Genomic DNA, 22111 nt, shown 5'->3' with positions numbered 1-22111 from the left:
GCGGTCACCGCTCCCCGGACGGGGACCCGCCGGCGGAGGCGAGGGACAGGGACTGGGCGCCGACCACCGCCAGCACCTCGAGCTTCTCGTGGCTCTCGGTGCCGGGCGCGGCGGTGTAGACCATCAGCCGGTGCGCCTGGTCGGGGTCGATCAGCGTCTGGCAGTTCAGCTCCAGCCGGCCGACCTCGGGGTGCTGGTAGCGCTTGACCTCCGCCGGGTGGACGCCGATCTCGTGCGCCTCCCACAGGATCCGGAACTCCTCGCTCCGCGCGAGCAGCAGGTCGGCCAGCCGCGCCGCCCGCGACCCCGGACCCCGCATCGTCACGATGGCGCGCAGCCCGGAGGCGTACATGCGGGAGAGGAAGGCGTGGTCCTCCGCCACGTGCAGCTCCCGGCACGACAGGTCGGTGAACCAGCGGTACCCCCGGCTGCGGGCCGGACCGGTGAACCGGGTGGCGTCGCCCAGGAGGGCCACCGCGGGCGGGGTCTGGCGCAGGGTCTCGCCGATCTCGGTGACGATCTCGGCCGGGGTGTCCCCGAGACGGTCGAAGATCCGCAGCAGCCCCGGGCTGACGTGCTCGCTGCTCGCCCCGCGCGGCGGCGGCTGGTGGCCGACCAGCCGGAACAGGTGGTCGCGCTCGTCGAGGGACAGGTGCAGCCCCATGGCGATCGAGGCGACCATCTGCTCCGAGGGCTGGGGCCCGCGCTCGCGCTCCAGCCGCGCGTAGTAGTCGGTCGACATGTGGCACAGCGCGGCCACCTCCTCGCGCCGCAGCCCGGCCGTCCGGCGCCGCGGGCCGCGGGGGAGCCCGACGTCCTCGGGCCGGAGCGACTCCCGGCGGCGGCGCAGGAAGTCGGCCAGGCCGGCTCGGTCGATGGCCACGTGTCTCCTCGGTGTCCGGGTGCCCGCCACGCCGGCGGCACGACTGGTTCCTACCGGGGCCGCGCGAGCTCAGCCACGGCCTGTCGATCCCCCTCTCGCGGACCCGCAGAGGGGGATCGACGGGCCCTGCCTCGCGGCGGCGGCGCGGGCGACGGTGGACCGACGGCGCGACCAGCGCGTCCACCGAGGAGGAGGCCCAGCGATGGCCCGCACGACGATCGACATCAGCGTCCCCGACCTGGCGGGGAAGCGCGCAGTGCTCACCGGCGGCAGCGACGGCATCGGCCTGGTCCTCGCCCGCCGCCTGGCCGCGGCCGGCGCGGACCTCGTGCTGCCCGTCCGCGACCGCGGCAAGGGCGAGGCGGCGGCCGCGGAGATCCGGGCACGGGTCCCCGGGGCGCGGATCACGCTGGGCGAGCTCGACCTGTCCTCGCTCGCGTCGGTCGCCGCCTTCGCCGGTGACCTGCTCGCCGACGGCCGGCCGGTCGACGTCCTCCTCAACAACGCCGGCGTCATGACCCCGCCGGAGCGGCGCACGACCGTGGACGGGCACGAGCTGCAGTTCGGCACCAACCACCTCGGCCACGTCGCTCTGGTGGCGCACCTGCTCCCGCTGCTGCGCGCCGGCCGGGCCCGGGTCACCACCCAGGTGAGCGTCGCGGCGAACCGCAACGCGATCAACTGGGAGGACCTGCAGTGGGAGCGCTCCTACGACGCGTTCCGCGCCTACAGCCAGTCCAAGATCGCCGTCGGCCTCTTCGGCCTCGAGCTGCACCGGCGCAGCGAGGAGCTCGGCTGGGGGATCACCAGCACGATCGCCCACCCCGGGGTCGCGCCGACGAACCTGCTCGCCGCCCGTCCCGAGATCGGCCGGCTCGAGGAGCCCCGCGAGATCCGCCTGATCCGGCGGTTGTCGCGGCTGGGCATCGCGGGCACGCCGGAGACCGCCGCCCTCCCCGCGCTGCTCGCCGCGACCTCGCCCGGCGCCGCCGGCGGCCGGTTCTACGGCCCCCGCCGGTTCGGCCACATCAGCGGCCCGCCGGCCGAGCAGGCGCTCTACCGCCGGCTGCGCAGCCCCGAGGACGCCGCGCGCATCTGGGCGCTGTCGCAACGGTTGACCGGCGTCCCGTTCCCCGCGGGAGGGGGCAGGGACAACGGCCCGGCGCTGGGCGTGGCCGGCGGCTCCCGCCTCCCGGCCTGACGGTGCTCCCCGGGACGGCGTCCGGAGGCTGCGCCGCGGTCGCCCTCGTGGTCGTCTGCCTGGTGCTCGTCGCCGAGGCCGGCCTGCTCGTCGGGGTCGTGCTGCCCGCCGGGTCGCTGGTCCTCGGCCTGGGCGTCCTGGCCGGTGCCGGCGCCGTCCCGGCGCCCCTGGCCGCGGCCGGCGTCGCCGTCGGCACCGTGCTGGGCGCCGCCCTCGGCCACCGCGCGGCCCGCCGGCCGCGCGCCGCCGGCCTCCTCCGGCTGCCGGCGCCGGCCCGGCGCCTGGTCGACCGGACGACGGCGCCGTGGCGGACGGCCGTCGGACGGCGTCCGGTGCGAGCGGCCGCCACGGCGCAGTTCGTCGCCGGGGCGCGCACCCTCGTGCCCCGCCTCGCCGCGGCCGAGGGCGTGCCGGTCGCCACCATGCTGCGCGGCACGGTGCCCGCGGCGCTCGTCTGGTCCGGGGGTCTCGTCGCGGGCGGCGCCCTGGCCGGTGCCGCGCTGCCGCTGGTCCGCGACGCGCTCACCGCCGCGGGCGTCGTCCTCGTCCTCGCCGCCGGCGCCTGGCTGCACCTGCGCCGCCGGCGGCGTCAGCGCTCGGGGAGGCGGCGCATCCCGGACCGGCCGGCGTCCGGAGCCGCCGCGGTCCGGAGCAGGGGGAGCGCACGCAGCGGCACCAGCCGGGAGAGCGCGACGACGCTCGTGGACCGGACGACGCTGGCGGACCGGTCGAGCTGCACCAGCGTCCGCTGCAGCTCCTCGTGGGAGCTGGCCGCCACCCGGCACAGCACGTCGCCGCGGCCGGTCGTGGCGTGCGCCTCGAGCACCTCCGGGATGGCCTCGAGGTCGCGCTGCACCGCCTCGATCGCCCCCTGCGCGATCTCCAGCGTCACGAACGCCTCCACCCCGAACCCGGCGGCGCGGACGTCGATCTCCGGCCCGTAGCCCGTGACCACCCCGGCGTCCTCCAGGCGCTGCAGCCGCGCCGACACGGTGCCGCGCGCGACCCCGGTGATCCGCGACAGCTCCAGGACGCCGGCCCGCCGGTGCTCCCGCAGGGCGGCCAGCAGCGCCAGGTCCAGCGCGTCGAGCGTGACGCCGTCCGCCATCCCCGTCGTCCTCTCCATGCCGTCGGACCTGGGCACGGCGCCCAGTTGGCACCGGCTCCAGCTGCCCCGACTGGTCAGCCCGCGCAGCAGCAGGGGTACCGGTTGCCCAGCAGCCTGCCCGCGGTGTGTCCTGCGTCGCAAGACACCCCGCGACCGGGAGGGACGGGCATGACCCTCGAGCAGGCACTGGACGACGAGCGCGCGGCGCAGCTGGACCCCGAGCAGCTCCGGCAGCTCGTCGGGCTCGTCGAGCACGACCCGTCCGGCGACCCCTTCCCGGTGTCCGGCTGGGACTCGCTGGTGTGGGTGGTCGGCAACGCCACCCAGGCCGCGCACTTCTACCAGTCGGCGTTCGGCATGGAGCTCGTCGCCTACTCCGGCCCGGAGACCGGCAACCGCGACCACGTGGCCTACGTGCTGCGCTCGGGGGCGGCCCGCTTCGTGCTGACCGGCGCCTACGACCCGGCCAGCCCGCTGGCCGACCACCACCGCCGGCACGGCGACGGGATCGTCGACATCGCGCTGACCGTGCCCGACGTCGACAAGTGCATCGCGCACGCCACGGCCACCGGCGCCACCGTCCTCGAGCAGCCGCACGACGTCACCGACGAGCACGGCACCGTGCGGATGGCCGCCATCGCCGCCTACGGCGACACCCGGCACACCCTGGTCGACCGCTCCCGCTACTCCGGCCCGCACCTGCCCGGGTTCGTCGCCCGCACGACCACCCACGTCAAGCGGCCCGGCGCCCCCGCCCGGCTGTTCCAGGCCATCGACCACGTCGTCGGCAACGTCGAGCTCGGCGCCATGGACGAGTGGGTGGCCTTCTACAACCGCGTCATGGGCTTCACGAACCTCGCCGAGTTCGTCGGCGAGGACATCGCCACGGAGTACTCGGCCCTGATGAGCAAGGTCGTCGCCAACGGCAACCACCGGGTCAAGTTCCCGCTCAACGAGCCGGCGCCGGGCAAGAAGCGCTCGCAGATCGACGAGTACCTGCAGTACTACGGCGGCCCGGGCGCCCAGCACGTCGCGCTGGCCACCGGCGACATCCTCGGCACGGTCGACGCCCTGCGCGCCGAGGGCATCGAGTTCCTCGCCACGCCGGACTCCTACTACGAGGACCCGGAGCTGCGGGCGCGGATCGGCGAGGTCCGCGTGCCGATCGAGGAGCTGCAGTCGCGCGGCATCCTGGTCGACCGCGACGAGGACGGCTACCTGCTGCAGATCTTCACCAAGCCCACCGGCGACCGGCCGACCGTCTTCCTCGAGCTCATCGAGCGGCACGGTTCGCTCGGCTTCGGGAAGGGCAACTTCAAGGCCCTGTTCCAGGCGATCGAGCGCGAGCAGGCCCGGCGCGGCAACTTCTGAGAAGGGGCGCCCAGGAGGACGGCATGGCGTACTACCGGCGGGTCGGCGAGGTCCCGCACAAGCGGCACACGCAGTTCCGGCGTCCCGACGGCGGGCTGTACTCCGAGGAGCTCGTGGGGGAGGAGGGCTTCTCCTCCGACTCCTCGCTGCTGTACCACCGCGGCCTGCCCTCGGCGCTGGTCGACGCCCGGCCGTGGGAGCTGCCCGACCAGTCGCTCACGCCCAACGCCCCGCTGCTGCCGCGGCACCTGCGCCTGCACGACCTCTTCCCCGGCGAGGAGCACAAGGCCACCGACCCGGTGACCGGCCGCCGGCTGGTCCTGGGCAACGCCGACGTCCGCCTCTCCTACGCCGTCAGCTCCCTGACCAGCCCGTACTACCGCAACGCCGTCGGCGACGAGTGCGTCTTCGTCGAGCGCGGCACGGCCACCCTGGAGACGACGTTCGGGGCGCTCGAGGTCGGTGCCGGCGACTTCGTCGTCGTCCCGCGGGCCACCACGCACCGCTGGGTGCCCACCGGCGACGCGCCGCTGCGCACCTACGTGGTGGAGGCGGGCTCCCACATCGCGCCGCCGAAGCGCTACCTGTCGCGCTACGGGCAGTTCCTCGAGTCGGCGCCGTACTGCGAGCGCGACCTGCGCGCCCCGGTCGAGCCGCTGCTGGCCGAGGGGACCGACGTCGAGGTGTACGTGAAGCACCGGGGCCCGGGCGGGCCGGCCGGCACGGTGCACGTCGTCCCGGAGCACCCGTTCGACGTCGTCGGCTGGGACGGCTGCCTGTACCCCTACGCCTTCGACGTCGCCGACTTCGAGCCGATCACCGGCCGCGTGCACCAGCCCCCGCCCGTGCACCAGGTCTTCGAGGGCGCCGGCTTCGTGATCTGCGCGTTCGTGCCGCGCAAGGTCGACTACCACCCGCTGGCGGTCCCGGTGCCCTACTACCACGCCAACGTCGACAGCGACGAGGTCATGTTCTACGTCGACGGCGACTACGAGGCCCGCAAGGGCTCGGGCATCGGCCGCGGCTCGGTGTCGCTGCACCCCGGCGGGCACACCCACGGTCCGCAGCCGGGCGCGGTCGAGGGTGCGCTGGGCGCCGACCGCTTCGACGAGCTCGCGGTCATGGTCGACACCTTCCGCCCGCTGGAGCTGGGGGAGGGCGGCGCCGCCGCGGACGACGGCCGGTACGCGTGGAGCTGGGCGGGGCGAGGCCCGTCGCGATGAGCGGGACCTGGCTCGACCTGCCCGACGGCACCGGCTTCGGCCTGGACAACCTGCCGCACGGCGTCTTCTCGACCCCCGGCACCCCGCGCCGGACCGGGATCGCGGTCGGGGACGCCGTCCTGGACCTGGCCGCGGTCACCGGGGACGACGTCCACGCCACCGGCTCGCTCAACGCCTTCATCGCCCGCGGCCCCGCGGCGTGGCGGGAGCTGCGGGCGCGGGTCACCGGCTGGCTCACCGACGAGCGGCACCGCGCGCAGGTGGAGCCGCACCTGCTGCCCCGGGACGGCGTCACGCTGCACCTGCCGGTCGAGGTGGCCGACTACGTCGACTTCTACAGCTCTCGGCACCACGCGGAGAACCTCGGCCGGATCCTGCGGCCCGGGTCCCCGCCGCTGCTGCCGAACTGGAGGCACCTGCCGGTCGGCTACCACGGCCGCGCCGGCACCGTCCGGGTCTCGGGCACGCCCGTCGTCCGGCCGCGCGGGCAGCGGCCCACGCCCGACGGTCCGCCGTCCTTCGGCCCCTCGCAGCGGCTCGACGTCGAGGCCGAGGTCGGGTTCGTCGTCGGTGCGCCGTCCGAGCTCGGCGCCCCCGTGCCGGTGGGCGCCTTCGCCGACCACGTCTTCGGCGTCTGCGTCGTCAACGACTGGTCGGCGCGCGACCTGCAGGCGTGGGAGTACGTGCCGCTCGGGCCGTTCCTCGGCAAGTCGTTCCTGACCTCGGTGTCGCCGTGGGTGGTGCCGCTGGCCGCGCTCGAGGCGGCCCGCGTGCCGGCGCCGCCGCGCGACGTCCCGCTGCTGCCCTACCTCGACGACGACGACGGCCGGCCGTGGGGCCTGGACCTCGCGCTCGAGGTGCGGCTGAACGGGGAGGTCGTGAGCCGGCCGCCGTTCGCCGACATGTACTGGACGCCGGCGCAGCAGCTGGCCCACCTGACGGTCAACGGCGCCGCGCTGCGCACCGGTGACCTCCTCGCCTCGGGCACGGTCAGCGGGCCGCGGCGCGACCAGCGCGGCTCCCTCGTGGAGCTCTCCTGGGGCGGGGAGGAGCCGCTGGTCCTGGCCGACGGCACGACACGGACGTTCCTGGAGGACGGCGACGAGGTGACGATCGGCGCCACCGCGCCCGGGGGGGACGGCGGCCGGATCTCCCTCGGCGAGGTCACCGGACGGGTCGAGCCGGCGCGCTGAGCGGGCGCCGGGCAGAGGGAGGAGCACGGGAGATGTTCGAGGAGGCGCAGCTGTACTCCCCGGTCGAGGAGCACGGTGACGGCAGCGTGACGGTCCACCTCGCGCCGAACCACCCGGGCGTGGCGGACCCGGTCTACCTGGCTCGGCGCAGCGCCATCGCCCGGGTGGCGCTGGACTGGCGGCCCGGGCAGCCGGTGCCGGCCGTCGAGTACACCGACGAGGAGAACGAGGTCTGGCGCACGGTCTGCCAGGAGCTCACGGCCAAGCACCGCCGGCTGGCGCACTCGGCGTACCTGGCGGCGTGGGAGGACGTCGACCTGCCCACCGACCGCATCCCGCAGCTGACCGAGGTGTCCGAGCGGGTCGGCGCCCGGACCGGGTTCACCTTCGACCCGGCGCCCGGCCTGGTGCCGCTGCGGCAGTTCTACGGCGCGCTCGCCGACCGGACGTTCCACTCCACGCAGTACATCCGGCACGCGTCCCAGCCGCTCTACACCCCGGAGCCCGACCTCGTGCACGAGGTGATCGGCCACGGCGTCGCCCTGGCCGCGCCGCCGTTCGCGGAGCTGCACCGGCTGACCGGCGAGGCCGCGCGGCGGCTGCAGGACGAGGCGGCGCTGCGGTTCCTGGCCAAGGTCTTCTGGTTCTCCTGCGAGTTCGGCGTGATCGTCGAGCGCGGTGAGCTGCGCTGCTACGGCGCGGGGCTGCTGTCGTCCTACGGCGAGATCGAGCAGTTCCGCTCGGCCGACATCCGGCCGCTGGACCTGCTGGAGATGGGCACCGCGGAGTACGACATCACCCACTTCCAGCCGGTCCTCTACCGGGCGGAGTCCCTGGACCACCTGCTCGACGTCGTCGGCGGGTTCTTCGCCGGCATGGACGACGAGACGCCCCAGCGCCTGGGGGCGACCGCCGCCACGACCTGAGCCCGGGCGGGGCTCCGGTCGTGGCCGCCGTTTGACCGGCGACTCCACCGGCTAGGGGGCTGCGGCGCCGGTCGACCGCCGGCGGACCGCCCGCCACGAGGGAGCCGCATGCGCGCCACACCCGGTCCGGCAGTGCTGTGGCTGGTGCGCCACGGGGAGAGCCAGGGCAACGTCGCCGACGCGCAGGCCGGGGCCAGCGGGGCGGCCCGGCTGCAGCTCGACGTCCGCGACCCCGACGTCCCCCTGTCCGACACCGGCCGGCGGCAGGCGGCGGCGCTGGGCACCTGGCTGCGCGACCTGCCCGCCGACCGGCGGCCGACCGCGCTGCTCAGCTCGCCCTTCACCCGTGCCGCCGACACGCTGCAGGTCGCGGTGGAGGCGGCGGGGCTGGACCTGCCCGTCCGCTACGACGAGCGGCTGCGCGAGCGGGACTTCGGCGCCTTCGACGGGATGACCGGTGCCGGGATCCGCGCCGAGTACCCGGAGGAGGCGCGCCGCCGCGACCTGCTCGGCAAGTTCTACTACCGGCCCCCGGGCGGGGAGAGCTGGGCCGACGTCGCGCTCCGCGTGCGCAGCGTCCTGCTCGAGGCGCGCCTGGACTCCCCCGGGGAGCGGCTGCTGGTCACCTCCCACCAGGCCGTGGTCACGGTGTTCCGCTTCGTGCTCGAGCAGCTCACCGAGAAGGAGCTGCTGGACCTCGAGAAGCGCGACCCGATCGCCAACTGCTCGGTCACCCGCTACGAGGCCGACGGCGACGGCGTGCTGCGGCTGGCCGAGGCCAACGCCGTCACCCACCTGGAACGGGCGGCCGAGCCCGTCACCGAGGAGGAACCCGTGCCCGGAGAGCCAGGTGCCGGCCGTGGCTGAGCGCGACCACGAGCTGGTGACCCCGCAGCTGCTGCGCCGCTGGCGGCTGCCGGCGCCCACCGGGGGCAAGGAGTCCCGCGGACGGATCCTCATCGTCGGGGGCAGCGCCGAGGTGCCGGGTGCGGTGCTGCTGGCCGCCGAGGCCGCCATGCGGGCCGGCGCCGGCAAGCTGCAGGTGGCCACGGCGGCCAGCGTCGCCAGCACGCTGTCGGTCGCCCTGCCCGAGGCGCTGGTCCGCGGGCTGGAGGAGACATCGGGCGGCGCGCTCGCCGTCGAGGGGGTCGAGCGCGTGCGCGCCCTGGCCGAAGGGGCCTCCGCGGTGCTCGTCGGCCCCGGCATGACCGACGTCGAGGAGGCCCAGCGCTTCGTCGACCGGCTGCTGCCGCACCTGGAGTGCCCCGTCGTCCTCGACGCGCTCGGCATCTCCAGCGTCACCGCCGACCCCGGGTGCCTGCAGCGGCTGGAGGGCCGGGCGGTGCTCACCCCGAACCCCGGCGAGCTGGCCCTCACGCTGCACCGGGAGACCGACGAGGTCGACGAGGACCCCGCCGGCGCGGCGCTGGAGCTCGCGGAGAAGGCCGGCGCCACCGTCGCGGTCGGGGGCGCCGTCTCGTGGGTGGCCTCGCCCGGCGGCGCCCTGTGGCGCGACGAGAGCGGCGGCGCCGGGCTCGGTGTCTCCGGCTCCGGCGACGTGCGGGCCGGGGTGACCGCCGGCCTGCTGGCCCGCGGCGCGGAGCCCGACCAGGCCGCCGTGTGGGCCGCCCACCTGCACGGCCGGGCGGGGGAGCGGCTGGCCGCGGCCGTCGGCGGCCTCGGCTTCCTCGCCCGCGAGCTGCCGGCCGAGATCCCGCGGGTCCAGGCGGAGATCGAGATCTGACCCCGCCGGCCCCGCGGACGTCTCACCCGACGTGCGGGCGGGCGAACCCCGAGACCATCGGGTGCAGCTCGGCGGTCAGCCGCCCGGAGGTGACGGCGGGGTCGCCCTCGCGGACCCGCTCGGCGTCGGCCGGGTCGTCGACCTCCAGGACGCCGAGCCCCCAGGCGCCGGTCGGCTCGACGACCGGCCCGAACACGACCGCGGTGCCGCCGGCCAGCAGGCCGTCCCAGTAGTCGCCGTGCTCCTGCATGACCGCCGCCTCCTCCGGGCTCATGGTGAAGGCGAAGTCGGGCCGGGGCGGGAGGAGCTTGTAGAGGAAGTACTGCTTGTCGCTCATCGGGGGTCTCCGGGTCCGGGAGGGCCGTCGGGGGAGGGCGGCCCGCCGAGGAGGGCCGCGAAGGAACCGAGGATCGTCGCCCACCCCTGGGTGAACGACCCGCCGGCGTAGCCACCGGGCAGGGCGCAGTCGGCGGTGAGCTCGGCATCGGTCAGCGCCTCCCAGCCGCGGTGCTCGACGGCGACCAGGGTGCGGGCGGCGCCCAGCTCGGTGAAGGTCAGCTCGACCTCCGTCGCCGTCCCGGTCACCAGCCAGCTCATCGCGAAGCGGTGCGGCGGGTCCCAGACGCGCACGGTGCCCCAGTCGACGGTGCTGCCGTCGTCCCAGGTCTCGTAGACGCGGCCGCCGAGGCGCTGCTCGAACGTGACGTCGCGGACCCGCCCGCCGCCGGCGGAGAAGGGCTCGACCGGCCACCAGGCGCCCATCGTGGCCACGAAGACCTCGAAGGTGTGCGCGCGGTCGCTGCCGACCACGGTCGACTGGCGGATCGGGGGACGGCGCAGCGGCAGCACCGTCGCGCCGGGGGGCTCACCCGCGGTCGTCATCGTCGCCCTCCCTCGCGGCTGTGTCCCGGGCGGATCCGTCCCGGGCGGCACGGTCCCGGGCGGCACGGTCGGCCTCCACCAGGCGCCGGGCGTCATCCAACGCCGACGCCCACATCTCGTCCAGGAACTGCCGCAACTCGGCCAACCCCTCCGGTCGCGCCCGGTACAGCCGCCGGGTGCCCTCCCGGCGCTCGCTGAGCAGCCCGGCGCTCTTGAGCACGGTGAGGTGCTGGCTGACCGCCGTCCTGGTCACGTCGAAGGCCGCGGCGATCTCACCGGCGGCCAGCTCCGAGGAGGCGACCAGCCGCAGGATCGCCCGGCGCCTGGGCTCGGCCAGCGCGCGCATCGCCTCGTCCAGCGGCTCTCCGGCCGCCGCAGCCGCGGCGGGCACCGGTCAGTCCCAGAGCCCGACGGTGTTGCCGTCGGGGTCGGCGAACAGGGCGAAGCGCCCGTACCCGGCGGGCAGGTCGGTCGGCGGGACCAGCCGGGTCCCGCCCAGCTGCTCGGCCCGCAGGAGGGCGGCCTCGAGGTCGTCGACGCGGACGTAGATGCGGACGCCGGCCGAGTCCCCCTCCTCGACCGGGCCGATGCCGCCGCCGATCGCGGACTCCCCGGCCGCCGTGTCGACCAGGCCGTACCCGCCCATCTCGGGGTCGGTCGCCACCTGCCAGCCGAACAGCTCGCCGTAGAAGCGCTGCGCCCGCGCGGAGTCGTGGCTGCTGACCTCGAAGAACGCCACCGGAGCACCCATGACCTGCCTCCATCCACTCGATCGGTCCATCCGTCAGTGACAGCGAACGTTAGTAATGGCTGACGGAAGACGCAAGGGGTGGGTCGTGCCGCCGTGGTGACGGTCGGTCACCGGCGACGTCGGCGTGGCGCCACGCGGGGGGAAAAGACCTGTTCACGACTGTCGGCGGGGGTGCGTAGGGTGACCGACCGCAGCGTCTCGCGCCCGCTGAGGTGGGCACGGCGACCGCTGTGGGCGGCGCGGGACCGGGCGGCTCCCGCTCTCCTGCGCCGCCGGGCCCTCGGTGGCCGCGGCCGGCGACGGCCACGGCGCGCGCCGGAACACCGCCGGGAGCCCCCCGCGGCGTCCCCCCGGGCTCGCGGTCGGCGAGGAGAGGGCGGGCACCGCCATGGGCAGTCGCAGGCCGGCCTCCGTGGCCCGGCAGGGAGGGGGCTGACGGAGACCCGGGGCCGAGCCCCCTCGCAGGGGTGAGGTCCGCTGCAGTCCCGGCTCCGGCAGGGCTCGCAGGGTCAAGGCCCGGCGCCGGCCGGCCGATGGGGAGACCGACAGCACACGGGGGACGAGATGGGGAGACAGCCGTGATCGAGACAGTGGCCGTCCGCGGAACGCGGTCACTCGGATCCGTCGACCGGTTCGGTGCCGTGGCCGTCGCCGGGCACGCGGCGACGCCGGGGCGCCTGTCGCGCCGTGGGCCCGGGGGTCTGCCCTGGTGGTGCGAGATCGTCCTGCTCGGCGCGCTGTACGCCCTGTACTCCCTGGTCCGCAACAGCGTGGGCGACGTCAGCACGGTGGCGTTCGAGAACGCCGCGGCGATCCTGCACCTCGAGGACGCCTGGAACCTGGCCGTCGAGCGGCCGCTCAACGCCTGGGTGCACGGGTCCGATACCCTCTCCGCCGTCGTCGCCCTCCACTACGCCACCCTGCACTTCCTGGTGACGCCGGCCGTGCTCGTCTGGCTGTACCGCCGCCGGCGGGGGCAGTACCGCGTGGTCAGCGGGGCGCTCATGGCGTCGACGGCCGTCGCGCTGCTCGGCTTCTACCTGATGCCGACCGCTCCGCCGCGGCTGATGAGCTCGGAGAGCTTCGTCGACGTCATGAGCCAGACGTCGGGCTGGGGCTGGTGGCCGGCCTCGGGCGCCCCGGCCAGCGACGCCATCAGCAACCAGTTCGCCGCGATGCCCTCCCTGCACTGCGCGTGGGCGCTGTGGTGCGGCATCGTGCTGGCCGTGATGGTGCGCCGTACCTGGGTCCGCGTCGTGGGGGTGCTCTACCCGCTGAGCACGTTCTTCGTGGTCATGGGGTCGGGCAACCACTTCCTCCTCGACGTCGTCGCGGGGGTGGCCCTCCTGCTCGTCGTCGGTGGTGCGGTCGTGCTGGCCGCGCGCCAGGTGCACAGCCGGCGGACGACGCCCGCCACGGCGTGACCGCGGTCGCGGGGCTCCCCGCGACCACCCGGCAGCGGCTCGGGAGGCTGCTGGCCGTCCACGGCCCCTGGCTCCTGGCCGCCGTGGCCGCCCTCGGGCTGCGGCTGCTCGACTCGCCCGTCGGGGACCTGCAGGCCGCCATCGCCCGCGAGCAGGCGGCCGAGTCCGGCGTGGGCGTCACCTACTGGTTCAGCTGGTACGGGGGCCTCTCGCCGGGCACCTACTCCTCGCTCGTGCCGCTGCTGTCGCTCGTGGTGGGCTCCTTCGAGCTCCTGGTGCTCGCCACCCTGGCCACGGCGGCGCTGGGGGTCCCGCTGTCCCGCGGCACGGCCCACCCCGCGCTCCTGCGGTGGTGCGTCGCCGCCGCGGCGGTCACCAACATGGCCGCGGGCCGGGTCGCGTTCGGCGTGGGCGCCGCCCTCGCGGCCGCCGCCGTCCTGGCGGTCACCCGCGACCGCGTCGTCCCCGGGGCCCTGCTCGTGGCGGCGTCGGGGCTGGCCAGCCCGCTGGTCCCCGCGTTCGCCGGCCTGGCCGCGGTGCCCCTGCTGGCCACCGGCGGGCTCCGGTCGCCGCGGGTCCGCGGCGTGCTCGCCGGCGCCGCCGCGGGGATCGCCGTTCCGTTCGTGCTGTTCGGCGCGGTCGGCTGGCAGCCGTTCCCCGGGCACGCGCTGGCCTGGGCGGCCGTCTGCAGCCTGGCGGCGTACCCGGCGCTGCGGGGGACGGCGCAGCGGTGGCTGCTGCCCGTGGCGGCGCCGGTGACCCTCCTGCTGTTCCTCGTGCCGACCGGGGTGGGCTCCAACCTCGGCCGGTTCTTCCACCTCGTGCTGCCCTGCCTGGTCCTCGCGTGGTCGCACTGGCGCGGGGTGCGGCTGCTGCTGGCGCTGCTGCCCTCCCTCCTCTGGCTCGTGCAGGTGCCCGTGTCCGACCAGCGCGCCGTGATCGAGGAGGGGTACTCCGCCGCGGAGTACGAGCCGCTGCGGCAGGCGCTGCTGGCCCGCGACGACCTGGCCGGCCACCGCGTCGAGCTGCTGGACAACCGCAGCCACGTCGGCTCGCACCAGCTCGGGCCCGAGGTGCTGCTGGCCCGCGGCTGGGAGAACCAGGCCGACGCCGAGTACAACGCGGCGATCACCGACCGGGCGATGCCCGACGCCGGCGACCTGCGCCGGTGGCTGCGGGAGAACGCGGTGGCCTACGTGGCGGTCGCCGCTGACCCGCTGGTCACCTTCCGCACCCGGTCGGTGCTGCAGCTGGTCGGCTCCGGCCTGCCGTACCTGACGCAGGTGTGGGCGGACGCGAACTGGACCCTCTACCGCGTCGAGGACCCGGCGCCGATCGTCCCCGCGCCCCTGACGCTGGTGGAGATCTCCCCGGCGCAGATGGTCCTCGAGGTGCCCGACACCGGCGAGCACCTGCTGCGCATCCGCCCGAACCAGTACCTGGTCGCCCGCAGCGCCACCGACCCCCGGGTCACGGCCTGCCTGACGGCCACCGACGACGACTGGGTCACCCTGCGCGCCCCGGACCCGGGCCGGTACGTCGTCGAGGGCGCCTTCTCGGTCTCGGCCGCGCTCGGCGGCGAGATGGAGGACTGCGCGTGAACGGGGCGGCACCGGCAGGTGGCCGGCCGGGCACGCCGGGCACGCCGCGGCTGGGTCCGGCACGGCCCGTCCTCGCATAGGGTGACCCGCGCAGCGCCGGGCGGGTCCTCCCGGGTCCCACCGGGCGCTGCATGCGGTGCGGGACGTGCGGCGTCCCGCCCTCGCGACCGGGTCCCCGCCGGGCCGCACGCGGCCGGCGGTGCGCCGCTCCCGCGGCGGGTGCCCGTGCGTCCGGACGCCGGACGGCGGGCGTGGGGTCCCGACCGTCGCGCCCGCGCGGTACCGGGCAGCGCCCCGGCCGCCGATGCTGACAGCGGGACGAGGACCGAGGAGGAGTGGGCGTGACCGACACCGTCGCCGTCAGCGGCACCCGGGTGGCCGGGGACGCGTACGGCCCCGCCGAGGTCGCCCTGGCGCCCACCGGCGGCCGCGCCGCCGTCCTCGCCGCCCTGCGCGCCCGCGTGCTGCGCCGGCCGACGGGTGTGCCGTGGTGGTTCGAGTTCGTGCTGCTGTACGGCCTCTACAAGGTCTACTCCTACGTCCGCAACGGCGTCTCCTGGGAGGCGCGCACCACCGCGTACGACACGGCCTCGGACATCCTCGCGGTCGAGGACGCCCTGCACCTGGCGGTCGAGCGCCCGCTCAACGAGTGGACGGCGGGCTCCGACGTCCTCTCCGCGGTGATGGCGCTGCACTACGGCTCGTTCCACCTCTACCTGACGCCGGTCGTGCTCGTCTGGCTGTACAGGCGGCGCCGGGCCCACTACCGGCTGGCGAGCACCGTGTGGGTGGGCACCACGTTCCTCGCGCTGGTGGGCTTCTACCTCTTCCCGACCGCCCCGCCGCGGCTCATGCCCGCGTCGGAGGGCTTCGTCGACGTCATGCGCGAGACCTCGTCGTGGGGCTGGTGGTCCAGCTCCGGCTCGCCGGGCCCGGACATGGTGAGCAACCAGTTCGCCGCGATGCCGTCGCTGCACTGCGCGTGGGCCGCCTGGTGCGGGGTCGTCGTCTTCCTGCTGGTGCGCCGGACGTGGGTCCGCGTGCTGGCGGTGCTCTACCCGCTGGTCACGTTCGTCTCGACCATGGCCACCGGCAACCACTACCTGCTCGACGTCGTCGCCGGCGTCGTGCTGCTGGGCCTGGTCGGCGGCGTCGTCCTGCTGGGGGCCCGCCAGGTCAGGAGCCGGCAGCCCGTCGGCCGGCGGACGGCGGGAGCCGCCGGGTGACGGCGGTCGCGGGTGCGCCCGCGACCGGGCGGGGCGGCCTCGGGCCCGTCCTGACGCGGACCGGCCCGCTGCTCGCCGCCGTCGTGGCCGCGGCCGCGATGTGGCTGCTCGACCCGCCGCTGGCCGACGTGCAGGCGGCGCTGGCCCGGGAGCAGGCCGCCGACGCCGGGGTCGGGCTGACCTACTGGTTCGGCTGGTACGGCGGGATCTCCCCGGGGGCCTACTCGTCGCTGGTGCCCTTCCTGTCGGCCGCCGTCGGGTCGCGGGTGCTGGTGCTGCTGGCGCCGCTGGCCGTGGTCGCCCTCGCGTTCCCGATCTCGCGCGGGACGGCGCACCCGGTCCTGTTCCGCTGGGCGGTCGCGGCCGCGGCCGTGAGCAACCTGCTCGCCGGCCGGGTGGCCTTCGCCGTCGGCGCGGCGATCGCGCTCGCCGGCGTGCTGGCGCTGCGCCGCGGGCGGCCGGTCGCCGGGGCCCTCGTCCTGGCCGTCTCCGGCCTGGCCAGCCCGCTGGTCCCGGCCTTCGCCGGGCTGGTCGCCGTCCCGCTGCTGGCCGGCGGCGCCCGCTCGCCCGCGGTCCGGGCCGCCCTCGCCGGGGCGGCCGGCGGCGTGGCGGTCCCCTTCGCCCTCTTCGGCGCGCCCGGGTCCTACCAGTTCCCCTGGACGACGCTGGCGCTGACCGTGGCCACCGCGCTGGTCGTGTGGCCGGCGCTGTGGCGGACGCCGCTGCGCTGGCTGCCGCCGGTCGTCGTCGCGGCCGCGGCCGTGCTGTTCGTGGTGCCCACCGGTGTCGGCGCGAACACGGGCCGGTTCGCCTACCTCGTGCTGCCGTGCGTGGTCCTGGCCTGGTCGCGGTGGGACCGCCGGCCGCTGCTGCTGGTGCTCGCGCCGGCCCTGGCCTGGGCCGTCTACGCCGGCGCCAACGACCAGGCGGCCGCGCTGGGCGACGGTTACCGGGCCGAGGACTACGCCGGGCTGCGCGCGCAGCTGGACGGCCGGGCCGACCTGGAGGGGTACCGGGTCGAGCTCGTGGACAACTGGTCCCGGGCCGGCTCGCACGTCCTGGGCCCGGAGGTCACCCTGGCCCGCGGCTGGGAGGACCAGACCGACAACCACCGCAACCCCGGGCTGCTCGAGCCGGGCGGGGAGGACGCCCGGGGCTACCGGCAGTGGCTGGCCGCCAACGCGGTCGCCTACGTCGCGGTCGCGGCGGACCCGGTGACGCGGGACCGGCCCGAGGAGGCCCTGGTCCGCTCCGGCCTCCCCTACCTGACGCAGGTGTGGGCCGACGAGCGCTGGACGCTCTACCGGGTCGCCGACCCCGCGCCGATCGTCCCCGAGCCGCTGACGCTGGTCTCGGCCACGCCGGCCGAGCTCGTCGTGGCCGTCCCCGACACCGCCGTGCACCAGCTGCAGGTCCGGCCCAACCGCTACCTGGTGGCGCGCAGCACCACCGACCCGGAGACGACGGCCTGCCTGACGGCCACCGACGACGGCTGGGTCACCCTCAGCGTCCCGGAGCCGGGCACCTACACGCTGGCCGGCGACTTCTCGCTCACCACCGTCCTCGGCGGCGACGAGGGCAGCTGCAGGTAGCACCGGGCGACCGGCGAGGATGCGGGCATGACCTACACGGCCGCCGCCGACCGCTACTCCGCCATGACCTACCGCCGCACCGGTCGCAGCGGGCTGGACCTCCCGGCCATCAGCCTCGGCCTCTGGCACAACTTCGGCGACGACGTCCCGCTCGAGCGCCAGCGCGACGTCCTGCGCCGGGCCTTCGACCTCGGGATCACCCACTTCGACCTGGCCAACAACTACGGCCCGCCGTACGGCTCGGCCGAGACCAACTTCGGCCGCCACCTGCGCGACGACCTCCGCCCGTACCGCGACGAGCTGGTCATCTCCACCAAGGCCGGGTGGGACATGTGGCCCGGCCCGTACGGGCAGGGCGGGGGCTCGCGCAAGTACGTGCTGGCCAGCCTCGACCAGTCGCTGCGCCGGATGGGCCTGGAGTACGTCGACGTCTTCTACTCCCACCGGCCCGACCCCACGACGCCGTTCGAGGAGACGATGGGCGCGCTGCACACCGCGGTGCAGTCCGGCCGGGCGCTGTACGCCGGCATCTCGTCCTACTCGCCGGCCGACACCGCGCGTGCCGCGGCGATCCTGGCCGACCTGGGGACGCCGCTGCTGATCCACCAGCCCTCGTACTCGATGCTCAACCGCTGGATCGAGACCGAGGGGCTGCTCGACACCCTCGCCGACGTCGGCGCCGGCTGCATCGCCTTCTCCCCGCTGGCACAGGGGATGCTCACCGACCGCTACCTGGACGGCGTGCCCGCCGGGTCGCGGGCCAGCCAGGGCAAGTCGCTGTCGACCGACCTGCTCACCGACGAGGCGCTGACCCACGTCCGCGCGCTGAACGAGATGGCGGCCGCGCGCGGCCAGTCGCTGGCCCAGATGGCCCTGGCCTGGGCGCTGCGCGACCCGCGGGTCACGAGCGTGCTCATCGGGGCCAGCAGCGTCGGGCAGCTCGAGCAGAACGTCGCGGCCCTGCAGCGGCCGGACTTCAGCGACGAGGAGCTCGCGCGCATCGACCAGCACGCCGTCGACGCCGGCATCGACCTGTGGGCGGGCGCGCGCACCGCCGGCGAGCGGGCCTGAGCCCGGCGCCCGGTCCAGCCCCTGGGCTGGGACCCGCTCAGCCGCCGATCCCGGCGAGCAGCCAGTCCAGGCCGCGGTCGAACGTGCCGGCCAGGCCCGCGCTGCGCTCGCCGGGATCGGCGTCCTCGGGGCCGGGCTGCACCTCGAAGGCGGCGAAGCCGATCGTGTAGACGATCAGCACCCGCAGGGCCTCGCGCGCCTCGACGCCGGTGACCCCGCCGCGGGCGAGCAGCCCGGTCACCGCCGCGCCGAGCCGCCGGGCGTTCGGCCCCCGGGCCCCGCGGCCCAGGTAGAGCGGCACCAGACCGGGGCAGGCCAGCAGCACCTCGTGCGTGCCCGCCATCAGCTCCCGCAGGCCGGCCCGCCACTCGGTGCCCTCGGCCGGGTCGGGGACGGCGGCGAGCGCGTCGTCGAGCAGCTCCTCGACGAGGTGCGCCTTGTCCGGCACGTGGCTGTACAACGCGTTGGGGGCCACGCCGAGGCGCTGGGCCAGGGCGCGCATCGTCAGGCCGGCGAGCCCGCGCTCGGCCAGCAGTCCCCGCGCGGCGTCGAGCACCTGGGCGCGGGTCAGCCCGGCGCGCTGACCGGGGGTCCTGCGGCTCTCCACGCTGGCGAACTGTACGCCGTCCAGCTACTATTGGACAGCGTACAGTTCACCCTCCCGAGGAGTCGCCATGAGCACCGTCGCCCTGTTCCACTCCGTCCTCGGCGTCCGGCCGGGGGTGCTCGACGCGGCGGACCGGCTGCGTGCCGCCGGGCACGAGGTGCATGTGGTCGACCAGTACGACGGCCGGGTCTTCGACGGCTACGAGGAGGCGATGGCCTTCGCCGAGGGCCTCGGGTACCCGGCGCTCATGGCGCGGGCCGAGGCGGCCGTCGCCGACCTCCCCGACGGCTTCGTCGTCGCCGGCTTCTCCAACGGCGGGGGGATGGCCGAGTACGTGGCGACCCGGCGGCACGTGGCCGGCGTCGTCCTCCTCTCCGGCACCCTGCCGCTGGAGGTGCTGGGCGTGGCGGCGTGGCCGGCCGGCGTCCCGGCGCAGGTGCACTACGCCGTCGGCGACCCGTTCCGGCAGCAGGAGTGGGTCGACGCGGTCGTCGGCTCGGTGCGCGCGGCGGGAGCGGCGGTCGAGGCCTTCGACTACCCGGGGTCCGGGCACCTGTTCACCGACGCGTCGCTGCCGGCCGAGTTCGACCCGGCGGCCACCGAGCTGCTCTGGTCACGGGTGCTGCCCTTCGTCGCGGGTGCTACGAACGCGGGGTGACCGCTGCCCGGACCCCCGAGGGGGCGTAGGTGGAGCTGGACGACGTCGCCGACGAGCTGTACGAGGTGCCGCCCGAGGAGTTCGTCGCGGCGCGCACCGCCCGCGTCGACGACGCCCGCGCCGCGGGGGACCGGGTGCTCGCCAAGCAGATCGGCGCGCTGCCCAAGCCCTCGACCGCGGCGTGGGTGGTCAACGTGCTGGTGCGGGCGCACCGCGACGAGATCGAGGCGCTGGTCGAGCTCGGCGGGCTGCTCCGCGAGGCGCAGGACTCGCTGGCCGGTGACCAGCTCCGGGCGCTGAACACCCAGCGCGGGCAGCTGCTCTCCGCGCTCACCCGGCAAGCCGCCGCCCGCGCCCGGGAGCGCGGGCACGCGGTCAGCACCGCCGTCTCCGGCCAGGTGGAGGACACCCTGCGGGCCGCGATGGCCGACCCGGAGGCCGGCGAGGCGGTCCTCGGCGGCCGGCTCACCTCGCCGCTGTCCTACAGCGGCATGGGCGGGGTCACCGGCATGCGACCGCAGCTGCGGGTCGTGCCGGAGCCGGCGCCCGCACCGGCCCGCGGGGCGAAGGCGGCGGGCCGGGACGAGGACGCCGCCGGCCGGCGGGCCCGGGAGGAGCAGCGCCGCCGCGAGCGGGAGGAGGAGGCCCGCCGCGCCGCCGAGGAGAAGCGCCGGCGGGAGCTGGCCGAGGCGCGCGAGGAGGCGGCCGCCGCCGCGGCGCTGGCGGAGGAGACCGCCGCCCGCGCCGCGGAGGAGCGTGACCGCGCCGGCGAGCTCGACGAGCGGCACGAGGAGCTCCGGGCGCGGGTCGAGGAGCTCACCGCGGAGCTGGCCCGGGCGGAGGAGGAGGCCGCCGAGGTCGCCGCCGAGCTGCGCCGCGCCGAGCGGCACCGGACCACCGCCGAGCGCCAGGCCCGCGACGCGGCCGCCGCCCGCGACCGCGCCGAGGAACGCCTCCGGGAGCTCGAGGACGAGGGCTGAGCGCGCGGGCGGGCCGGCCTGCGGGCGGGGGAGCGGGCCGGGTCAGCCCATCGTCTTCTGGCCGTCCAGGGACTCCCGCAGGATGTCGGCGTGACCGGCGTGCTGCGCGGTCTCGGCGACGATGTGCAGGAACACCCGGCGGGCCGAGCGGCGCGCGCCCGGCTCGAACCACGGCGCCGGCGGCAGCGGGTGGTCGGCGTCGAGGTCGGGCAGCGTCGCGACCAGCTCGTCGGTGCGGGCGGCGACCGCGTCGTAGTGCGCGAGCACGTCGGCCAGCGTCTCGCCGTCGGCCATGTGCCACTCGGCCTGCCAGCGGGCCATCTGCTCCGGGTCGTCGGGGCCGGCCATCGCCGAGGACCCCTGCTCGATGAAGTCGGCCCAGCTGGACTCGGTGTGCGCCACGTGCTTGAGCAGGCCGCCGAGGGTGAGCTCGCTGGCGGTCGTGCGCTGCCGGGCCTGCTCCTCGGTCAGCCCCTGGACGGTGTACCGGAGGAAGAAGCGGTGGGCGCGCAAGGTCTCGAGCAGGTCGGCGCGCTCGCGGGTGAGGGTGGTCGTGGTCATGGCTGTCGCCTCTCGCCGTCGGGATCCGATGGGAGGAGTCTGTCGGCCATCGGTGCCAGTTCCTGACCGCATTACCGGAGAATCTCGGGACGTGGCCGACACCGGGAACCGCACGCTCCGCCTGCTCTCCCTCATGCAGGACCGCCGGCACTGGGCCGGGATGGACCTCGCCGAGCGCCTCGGGGTCTCGCTGCGCACGCTGCGCCGGGACGTCGAGCGGCTGCGCGACCTCGGCTACCCCGTCGAGGCGACCCCGGGCGTCGCCGGCGGGTACCGGCTGGCGCCCGGCGCGTCGCTGCCGCCGCTCGTCCTCGACGACGAGGAGGCCGTCGCCCTCACCGTCGGGCTCCAGGCCGCGGCGCAGGCGGCGGTCGCGGGCATGGCCGAGTCCTCGGTCCGGGCGCTGGCGAAGGTGGTGCCGGTGCTGCCCCCGCGGCTGCGCCGGCGGGTGGACGCGCTGGCCGCCGCCACGGCCGCCGTCCCGTGGGCCGGCGGGGACGGCGCGGTCGACCCCGGCGTCCTCACGACCGTCGCCCAGGCCTGCCGGGACACCGTGCGCCTGTCGTTCGACTACACCGCCGCGAACGGCGAGCGCAGCGAGCGGCTCGTCGAGCCGTTCCGGCTGGTGCCGCTGCGCCGCCGCTGGTACCTCGTCGCCCACGACACCGGCCGCGGCGACTGGCGGACCTTCCGCCTCGACCGGCTCGGCGACCCGCGCGCCACCGGGGCCCGCTTCGCGCCCCGGCCGCTGCCCGGGGACGACGCCGTCGCGTTCGTGCAGGCCGGGCTCGGCATGCGCCCCGGGACGCCGGTGACCGCGGTGGTGCGCGCACCGGCCGAGGAGGTGCGCCGGCGGATCGGCCGCTGGGCCACCGTCACCGACGACGGGCGGGGTGGCAGCCGGGTCGCCATGGAGTCCGACGCGCTGGAGTGGGCGCTGTTCGCCCTCGGGACGACGGAGGCCGAGTTCACCGTCCTCGAGCCGCCCGAGCTCGCCGAGCGGGCGCGGGCCTGGGGGAGCCGCTTCGTCCGCGCTGCGCGGCGGGCCCCCTCGCAGGGGCCCGCCGCGGGCTCGCGAGCGGTGGGGGGCGAGGGGTCACCCGACTAGC

General features: G+C 76.2%; 23 protein-coding genes. 15 read left to right on the top strand and 8 right to left on the bottom strand.

Translation table 11 applies throughout. From position 1 onward, the window contains the following. Positions 1-4: 4 nt before the first annotated feature. Positions 5-883, bottom strand: coding sequence for a helix-turn-helix transcriptional regulator (locus ACI8AX_RS13050; RefSeq protein WP_456550252.1), 879 nt, complete (start codon positions 881-883; stop codon positions 5-7). A 202-nt stretch (positions 884-1085) separates the two neighbouring features. Between ACI8AX_RS13050 and ACI8AX_RS13045 the strand changes: the two genes are divergently transcribed. After that, a complete protein-coding gene (locus ACI8AX_RS13045; RefSeq protein ID WP_456550251.1) occupies positions 1086-2084 on the top strand; it encodes an SDR family oxidoreductase in 999 nt (332 codons plus the stop codon). Between the two features lie 589 nt (positions 2085-2673). On the opposite strand, the gene ACI8AX_RS13040 is transcribed toward ACI8AX_RS13045, so the two are convergent. Then, a complete protein-coding gene (locus ACI8AX_RS13040; RefSeq protein WP_456550250.1) occupies positions 2674-3210 on the bottom strand; it encodes an Lrp/AsnC family transcriptional regulator in 537 nt (178 codons plus the stop codon). Between the two features lie 150 nt (positions 3211-3360). Between ACI8AX_RS13040 and hppD the strand changes: the two genes are divergently transcribed. From hppD to ACI8AX_RS13010, 6 genes are all read left to right on the top strand, one after another. Further along, positions 3361-4563 (top strand): 4-hydroxyphenylpyruvate dioxygenase, encoded by a 1203-nt coding sequence (gene hppD, locus ACI8AX_RS13035; protein ID WP_456550249.1) that lies wholly within the window; start codon positions 3361-3363, stop codon positions 4561-4563. A gap of 23 nt (positions 4564-4586) precedes the next feature. Then, positions 4587-5786: a homogentisate 1,2-dioxygenase gene (locus ACI8AX_RS13030; protein ID WP_456550248.1), complete on the top strand. Its 1200-nt coding sequence runs from the start codon at positions 4587-4589 to the stop codon at positions 5784-5786. After that, positions 5783-6979 carry a fumarylacetoacetase gene (gene fahA, locus ACI8AX_RS13025; protein ID WP_456550247.1) on the top strand — a complete coding sequence of 399 codons (1197 nt, stop codon included), beginning with the start codon at positions 5783-5785 and terminating at the stop codon, positions 6977-6979. Before ACI8AX_RS13030 ends, fahA begins: the two co-directional genes overlap by 4 nt. A gap of 32 nt (positions 6980-7011) precedes the next feature. Continuing rightward, positions 7012-7905, top strand: coding sequence for a phenylalanine 4-monooxygenase (locus ACI8AX_RS13020; protein ID WP_456550246.1), 894 nt, complete (start codon positions 7012-7014; stop codon positions 7903-7905). Between the two features lie 108 nt (positions 7906-8013). Continuing rightward, positions 8014-8772: a histidine phosphatase family protein gene (locus ACI8AX_RS13015; RefSeq protein ID WP_456550245.1), complete on the top strand. Its 759-nt coding sequence runs from the start codon at positions 8014-8016 to the stop codon at positions 8770-8772. After that, entirely contained in the window at positions 8765-9649 is an 885-nt protein-coding gene (locus ACI8AX_RS13010; RefSeq protein WP_456550244.1) for an NAD(P)H-hydrate dehydratase, read from the top strand. Before ACI8AX_RS13015 ends, ACI8AX_RS13010 begins: the two co-directional genes overlap by 8 nt. A 22-nt stretch (positions 9650-9671) precedes the next feature. On the opposite strand, the gene ACI8AX_RS13005 is transcribed toward ACI8AX_RS13010, so the two are convergent. From ACI8AX_RS13005 to ACI8AX_RS12990, 4 genes are read right to left on the bottom strand one after another with little or no spacing between them, the layout of a single operon-like run. Further along, positions 9672-9986 carry a YciI family protein gene (locus ACI8AX_RS13005; RefSeq protein ID WP_456550243.1) on the bottom strand — a complete coding sequence of 105 codons (315 nt, stop codon included), beginning with the start codon at positions 9984-9986 and terminating at the stop codon, positions 9672-9674. Then, complete coding sequence (locus ACI8AX_RS13000) at positions 9983-10531, bottom strand: SRPBCC domain-containing protein (protein ID WP_456550242.1); 549 nt, start codon at positions 10529-10531, stop codon at positions 9983-9985. The genes ACI8AX_RS13005 and ACI8AX_RS13000 overlap by 4 nt, the downstream gene beginning before the upstream one ends. Beyond that, the gene (locus tag ACI8AX_RS12995) at positions 10515-10922 is read right to left on the bottom strand and encodes an ArsR/SmtB family transcription factor (protein ID WP_456550241.1); all 408 of its coding nucleotides are present in this window, start codon (positions 10920-10922) and stop codon (positions 10515-10517) included. The genes ACI8AX_RS13000 and ACI8AX_RS12995 overlap by 17 nt, the downstream gene beginning before the upstream one ends. A 3-nt stretch (positions 10923-10925) precedes the next feature. After that, a complete protein-coding gene (locus tag ACI8AX_RS12990) occupies positions 10926-11282 on the bottom strand; it encodes a VOC family protein (RefSeq protein ID WP_456550240.1) in 357 nt (118 codons plus the stop codon). A gap of 578 nt (positions 11283-11860) precedes the next feature. Between ACI8AX_RS12990 and ACI8AX_RS12985 the strand changes: the two genes are divergently transcribed. From ACI8AX_RS12985 to mgrA, 5 genes are all read left to right on the top strand, one after another. Next, entirely contained in the window at positions 11861-12706 is an 846-nt protein-coding gene (locus tag ACI8AX_RS12985; RefSeq protein WP_456550239.1) for a phosphatase PAP2 family protein, read from the top strand. Beyond that, on the top strand, positions 12703-14307 hold the full coding sequence (locus ACI8AX_RS12980) for a hypothetical protein (RefSeq protein WP_456550238.1): 1605 nt from the start codon (positions 12703-12705) through the stop codon (positions 14305-14307). The genes ACI8AX_RS12985 and ACI8AX_RS12980 overlap by 4 nt, the downstream gene beginning before the upstream one ends. A 341-nt stretch (positions 14308-14648) precedes the next feature. Beyond that, on the top strand, positions 14649-15533 hold the full coding sequence (locus tag ACI8AX_RS12975) for a phosphatase PAP2 family protein (RefSeq protein WP_456550237.1): 885 nt from the start codon (positions 14649-14651) through the stop codon (positions 15531-15533). Continuing rightward, positions 15530-17125, top strand: a complete 1596-nt coding sequence (locus tag ACI8AX_RS12970) for a hypothetical protein (protein ID WP_456550236.1) — start codon at positions 15530-15532, stop codon at positions 17123-17125. The genes ACI8AX_RS12975 and ACI8AX_RS12970 overlap by 4 nt, the downstream gene beginning before the upstream one ends. 27 nt (positions 17126-17152) lie before the next feature. Continuing rightward, positions 17153-18196: an L-glyceraldehyde 3-phosphate reductase gene (gene mgrA / locus ACI8AX_RS12965; protein WP_456550235.1), complete on the top strand. Its 1044-nt coding sequence runs from the start codon at positions 17153-17155 to the stop codon at positions 18194-18196. A gap of 37 nt (positions 18197-18233) precedes the next feature. Here mgrA and ACI8AX_RS12960 read toward each other — a convergent pair whose 3' ends face one another. After that, positions 18234-18803 carry a TetR/AcrR family transcriptional regulator gene (locus ACI8AX_RS12960; protein ID WP_456550234.1) on the bottom strand — a complete coding sequence of 190 codons (570 nt, stop codon included), beginning with the start codon at positions 18801-18803 and terminating at the stop codon, positions 18234-18236. Between the two features lie 67 nt (positions 18804-18870). On the opposite strand from ACI8AX_RS12960, the gene ACI8AX_RS12955 reads away from it, so the two are divergent. Both ACI8AX_RS12955 and ACI8AX_RS12950 read left to right on the top strand, forming a co-directional pair. Then, the gene (locus ACI8AX_RS12955) at positions 18871-19461 is read left to right on the top strand and encodes a dienelactone hydrolase family protein (protein ID WP_456550233.1); all 591 of its coding nucleotides are present in this window, start codon (positions 18871-18873) and stop codon (positions 19459-19461) included. Between the two features lie 29 nt (positions 19462-19490). Then, positions 19491-20441: a hypothetical protein gene (locus ACI8AX_RS12950; RefSeq protein WP_456550232.1), complete on the top strand. Its 951-nt coding sequence runs from the start codon at positions 19491-19493 to the stop codon at positions 20439-20441. Positions 20442-20483: 42 nt separating this feature from the next. On the opposite strand, the gene ACI8AX_RS12945 is transcribed toward ACI8AX_RS12950, so the two are convergent. Then, the gene (locus ACI8AX_RS12945; protein WP_456550231.1) at positions 20484-21002 is read right to left on the bottom strand and encodes a DinB family protein; all 519 of its coding nucleotides are present in this window, start codon (positions 21000-21002) and stop codon (positions 20484-20486) included. Positions 21003-21093: 91 nt separating this feature from the next. Here ACI8AX_RS12945 and ACI8AX_RS12940 point away from each other — a divergent pair, with 91 nt between their 5' ends. Further along, positions 21094-22110: a helix-turn-helix transcriptional regulator gene (locus ACI8AX_RS12940; RefSeq protein ID WP_456550230.1), complete on the top strand. Its 1017-nt coding sequence runs from the start codon at positions 21094-21096 to the stop codon at positions 22108-22110. Position 22111 lies beyond the last annotated feature (1 nt).

This window comes from Blastococcus sp. SYSU D00813, assembly GCF_054050735.1.
Note: the sequence above shows the minus strand (reverse complement) of the source record. Positions and strands in the feature narration are given on the sequence as shown.

Bases quoted from the DNA above. Each gene is read 5' to 3' on its own strand.
- mgrA (WP_456550235.1), top strand. From the start codon at position 17,153: ATGACCTACACGGCCGCCGCCGACCGCTACTCCGCCATGACCTACCGC.
- ACI8AX_RS13040 (WP_456550250.1), bottom strand. From the start codon at position 3,210: ATGGAGAGGACGACGGGGATGGCGGACGGCGTCACGCTCGACGCGCTG.
- ACI8AX_RS12990 (WP_456550240.1), bottom strand. From the start codon at position 11,282: ATGGGTGCTCCGGTGGCGTTCTTCGAGGTCAGCAGCCACGACTCCGCG.
- ACI8AX_RS12955 (WP_456550233.1), top strand. From the start codon at position 18,871: ATGAGCACCGTCGCCCTGTTCCACTCCGTCCTCGGCGTCCGGCCGGGG.
- ACI8AX_RS13020 (WP_456550246.1), top strand. From the start codon at position 7,012: ATGTTCGAGGAGGCGCAGCTGTACTCCCCGGTCGAGGAGCACGGTGAC.
- ACI8AX_RS13000 (WP_456550242.1), bottom strand. From the start codon at position 10,531: ATGACGACCGCGGGTGAGCCCCCCGGCGCGACGGTGCTGCCGCTGCGC.
- hppD (WP_456550249.1), top strand. From the start codon at position 3,361: ATGACCCTCGAGCAGGCACTGGACGACGAGCGCGCGGCGCAGCTGGAC.
- fahA (WP_456550247.1), top strand. From the start codon at position 5,783: ATGAGCGGGACCTGGCTCGACCTGCCCGACGGCACCGGCTTCGGCCTG.
- ACI8AX_RS13015 (WP_456550245.1), top strand. From the start codon at position 8,014: ATGCGCGCCACACCCGGTCCGGCAGTGCTGTGGCTGGTGCGCCACGGG.
- ACI8AX_RS13045 (WP_456550251.1), top strand. From the start codon at position 1,086: ATGGCCCGCACGACGATCGACATCAGCGTCCCCGACCTGGCGGGGAAG.
- ACI8AX_RS12945 (WP_456550231.1), bottom strand. From the start codon at position 21,002: ATGACCACGACCACCCTCACCCGCGAGCGCGCCGACCTGCTCGAGACC.
- ACI8AX_RS13005 (WP_456550243.1), bottom strand. From the start codon at position 9,986: ATGAGCGACAAGCAGTACTTCCTCTACAAGCTCCTCCCGCCCCGGCCC.
- ACI8AX_RS13030 (WP_456550248.1), top strand. From the start codon at position 4,587: ATGGCGTACTACCGGCGGGTCGGCGAGGTCCCGCACAAGCGGCACACG.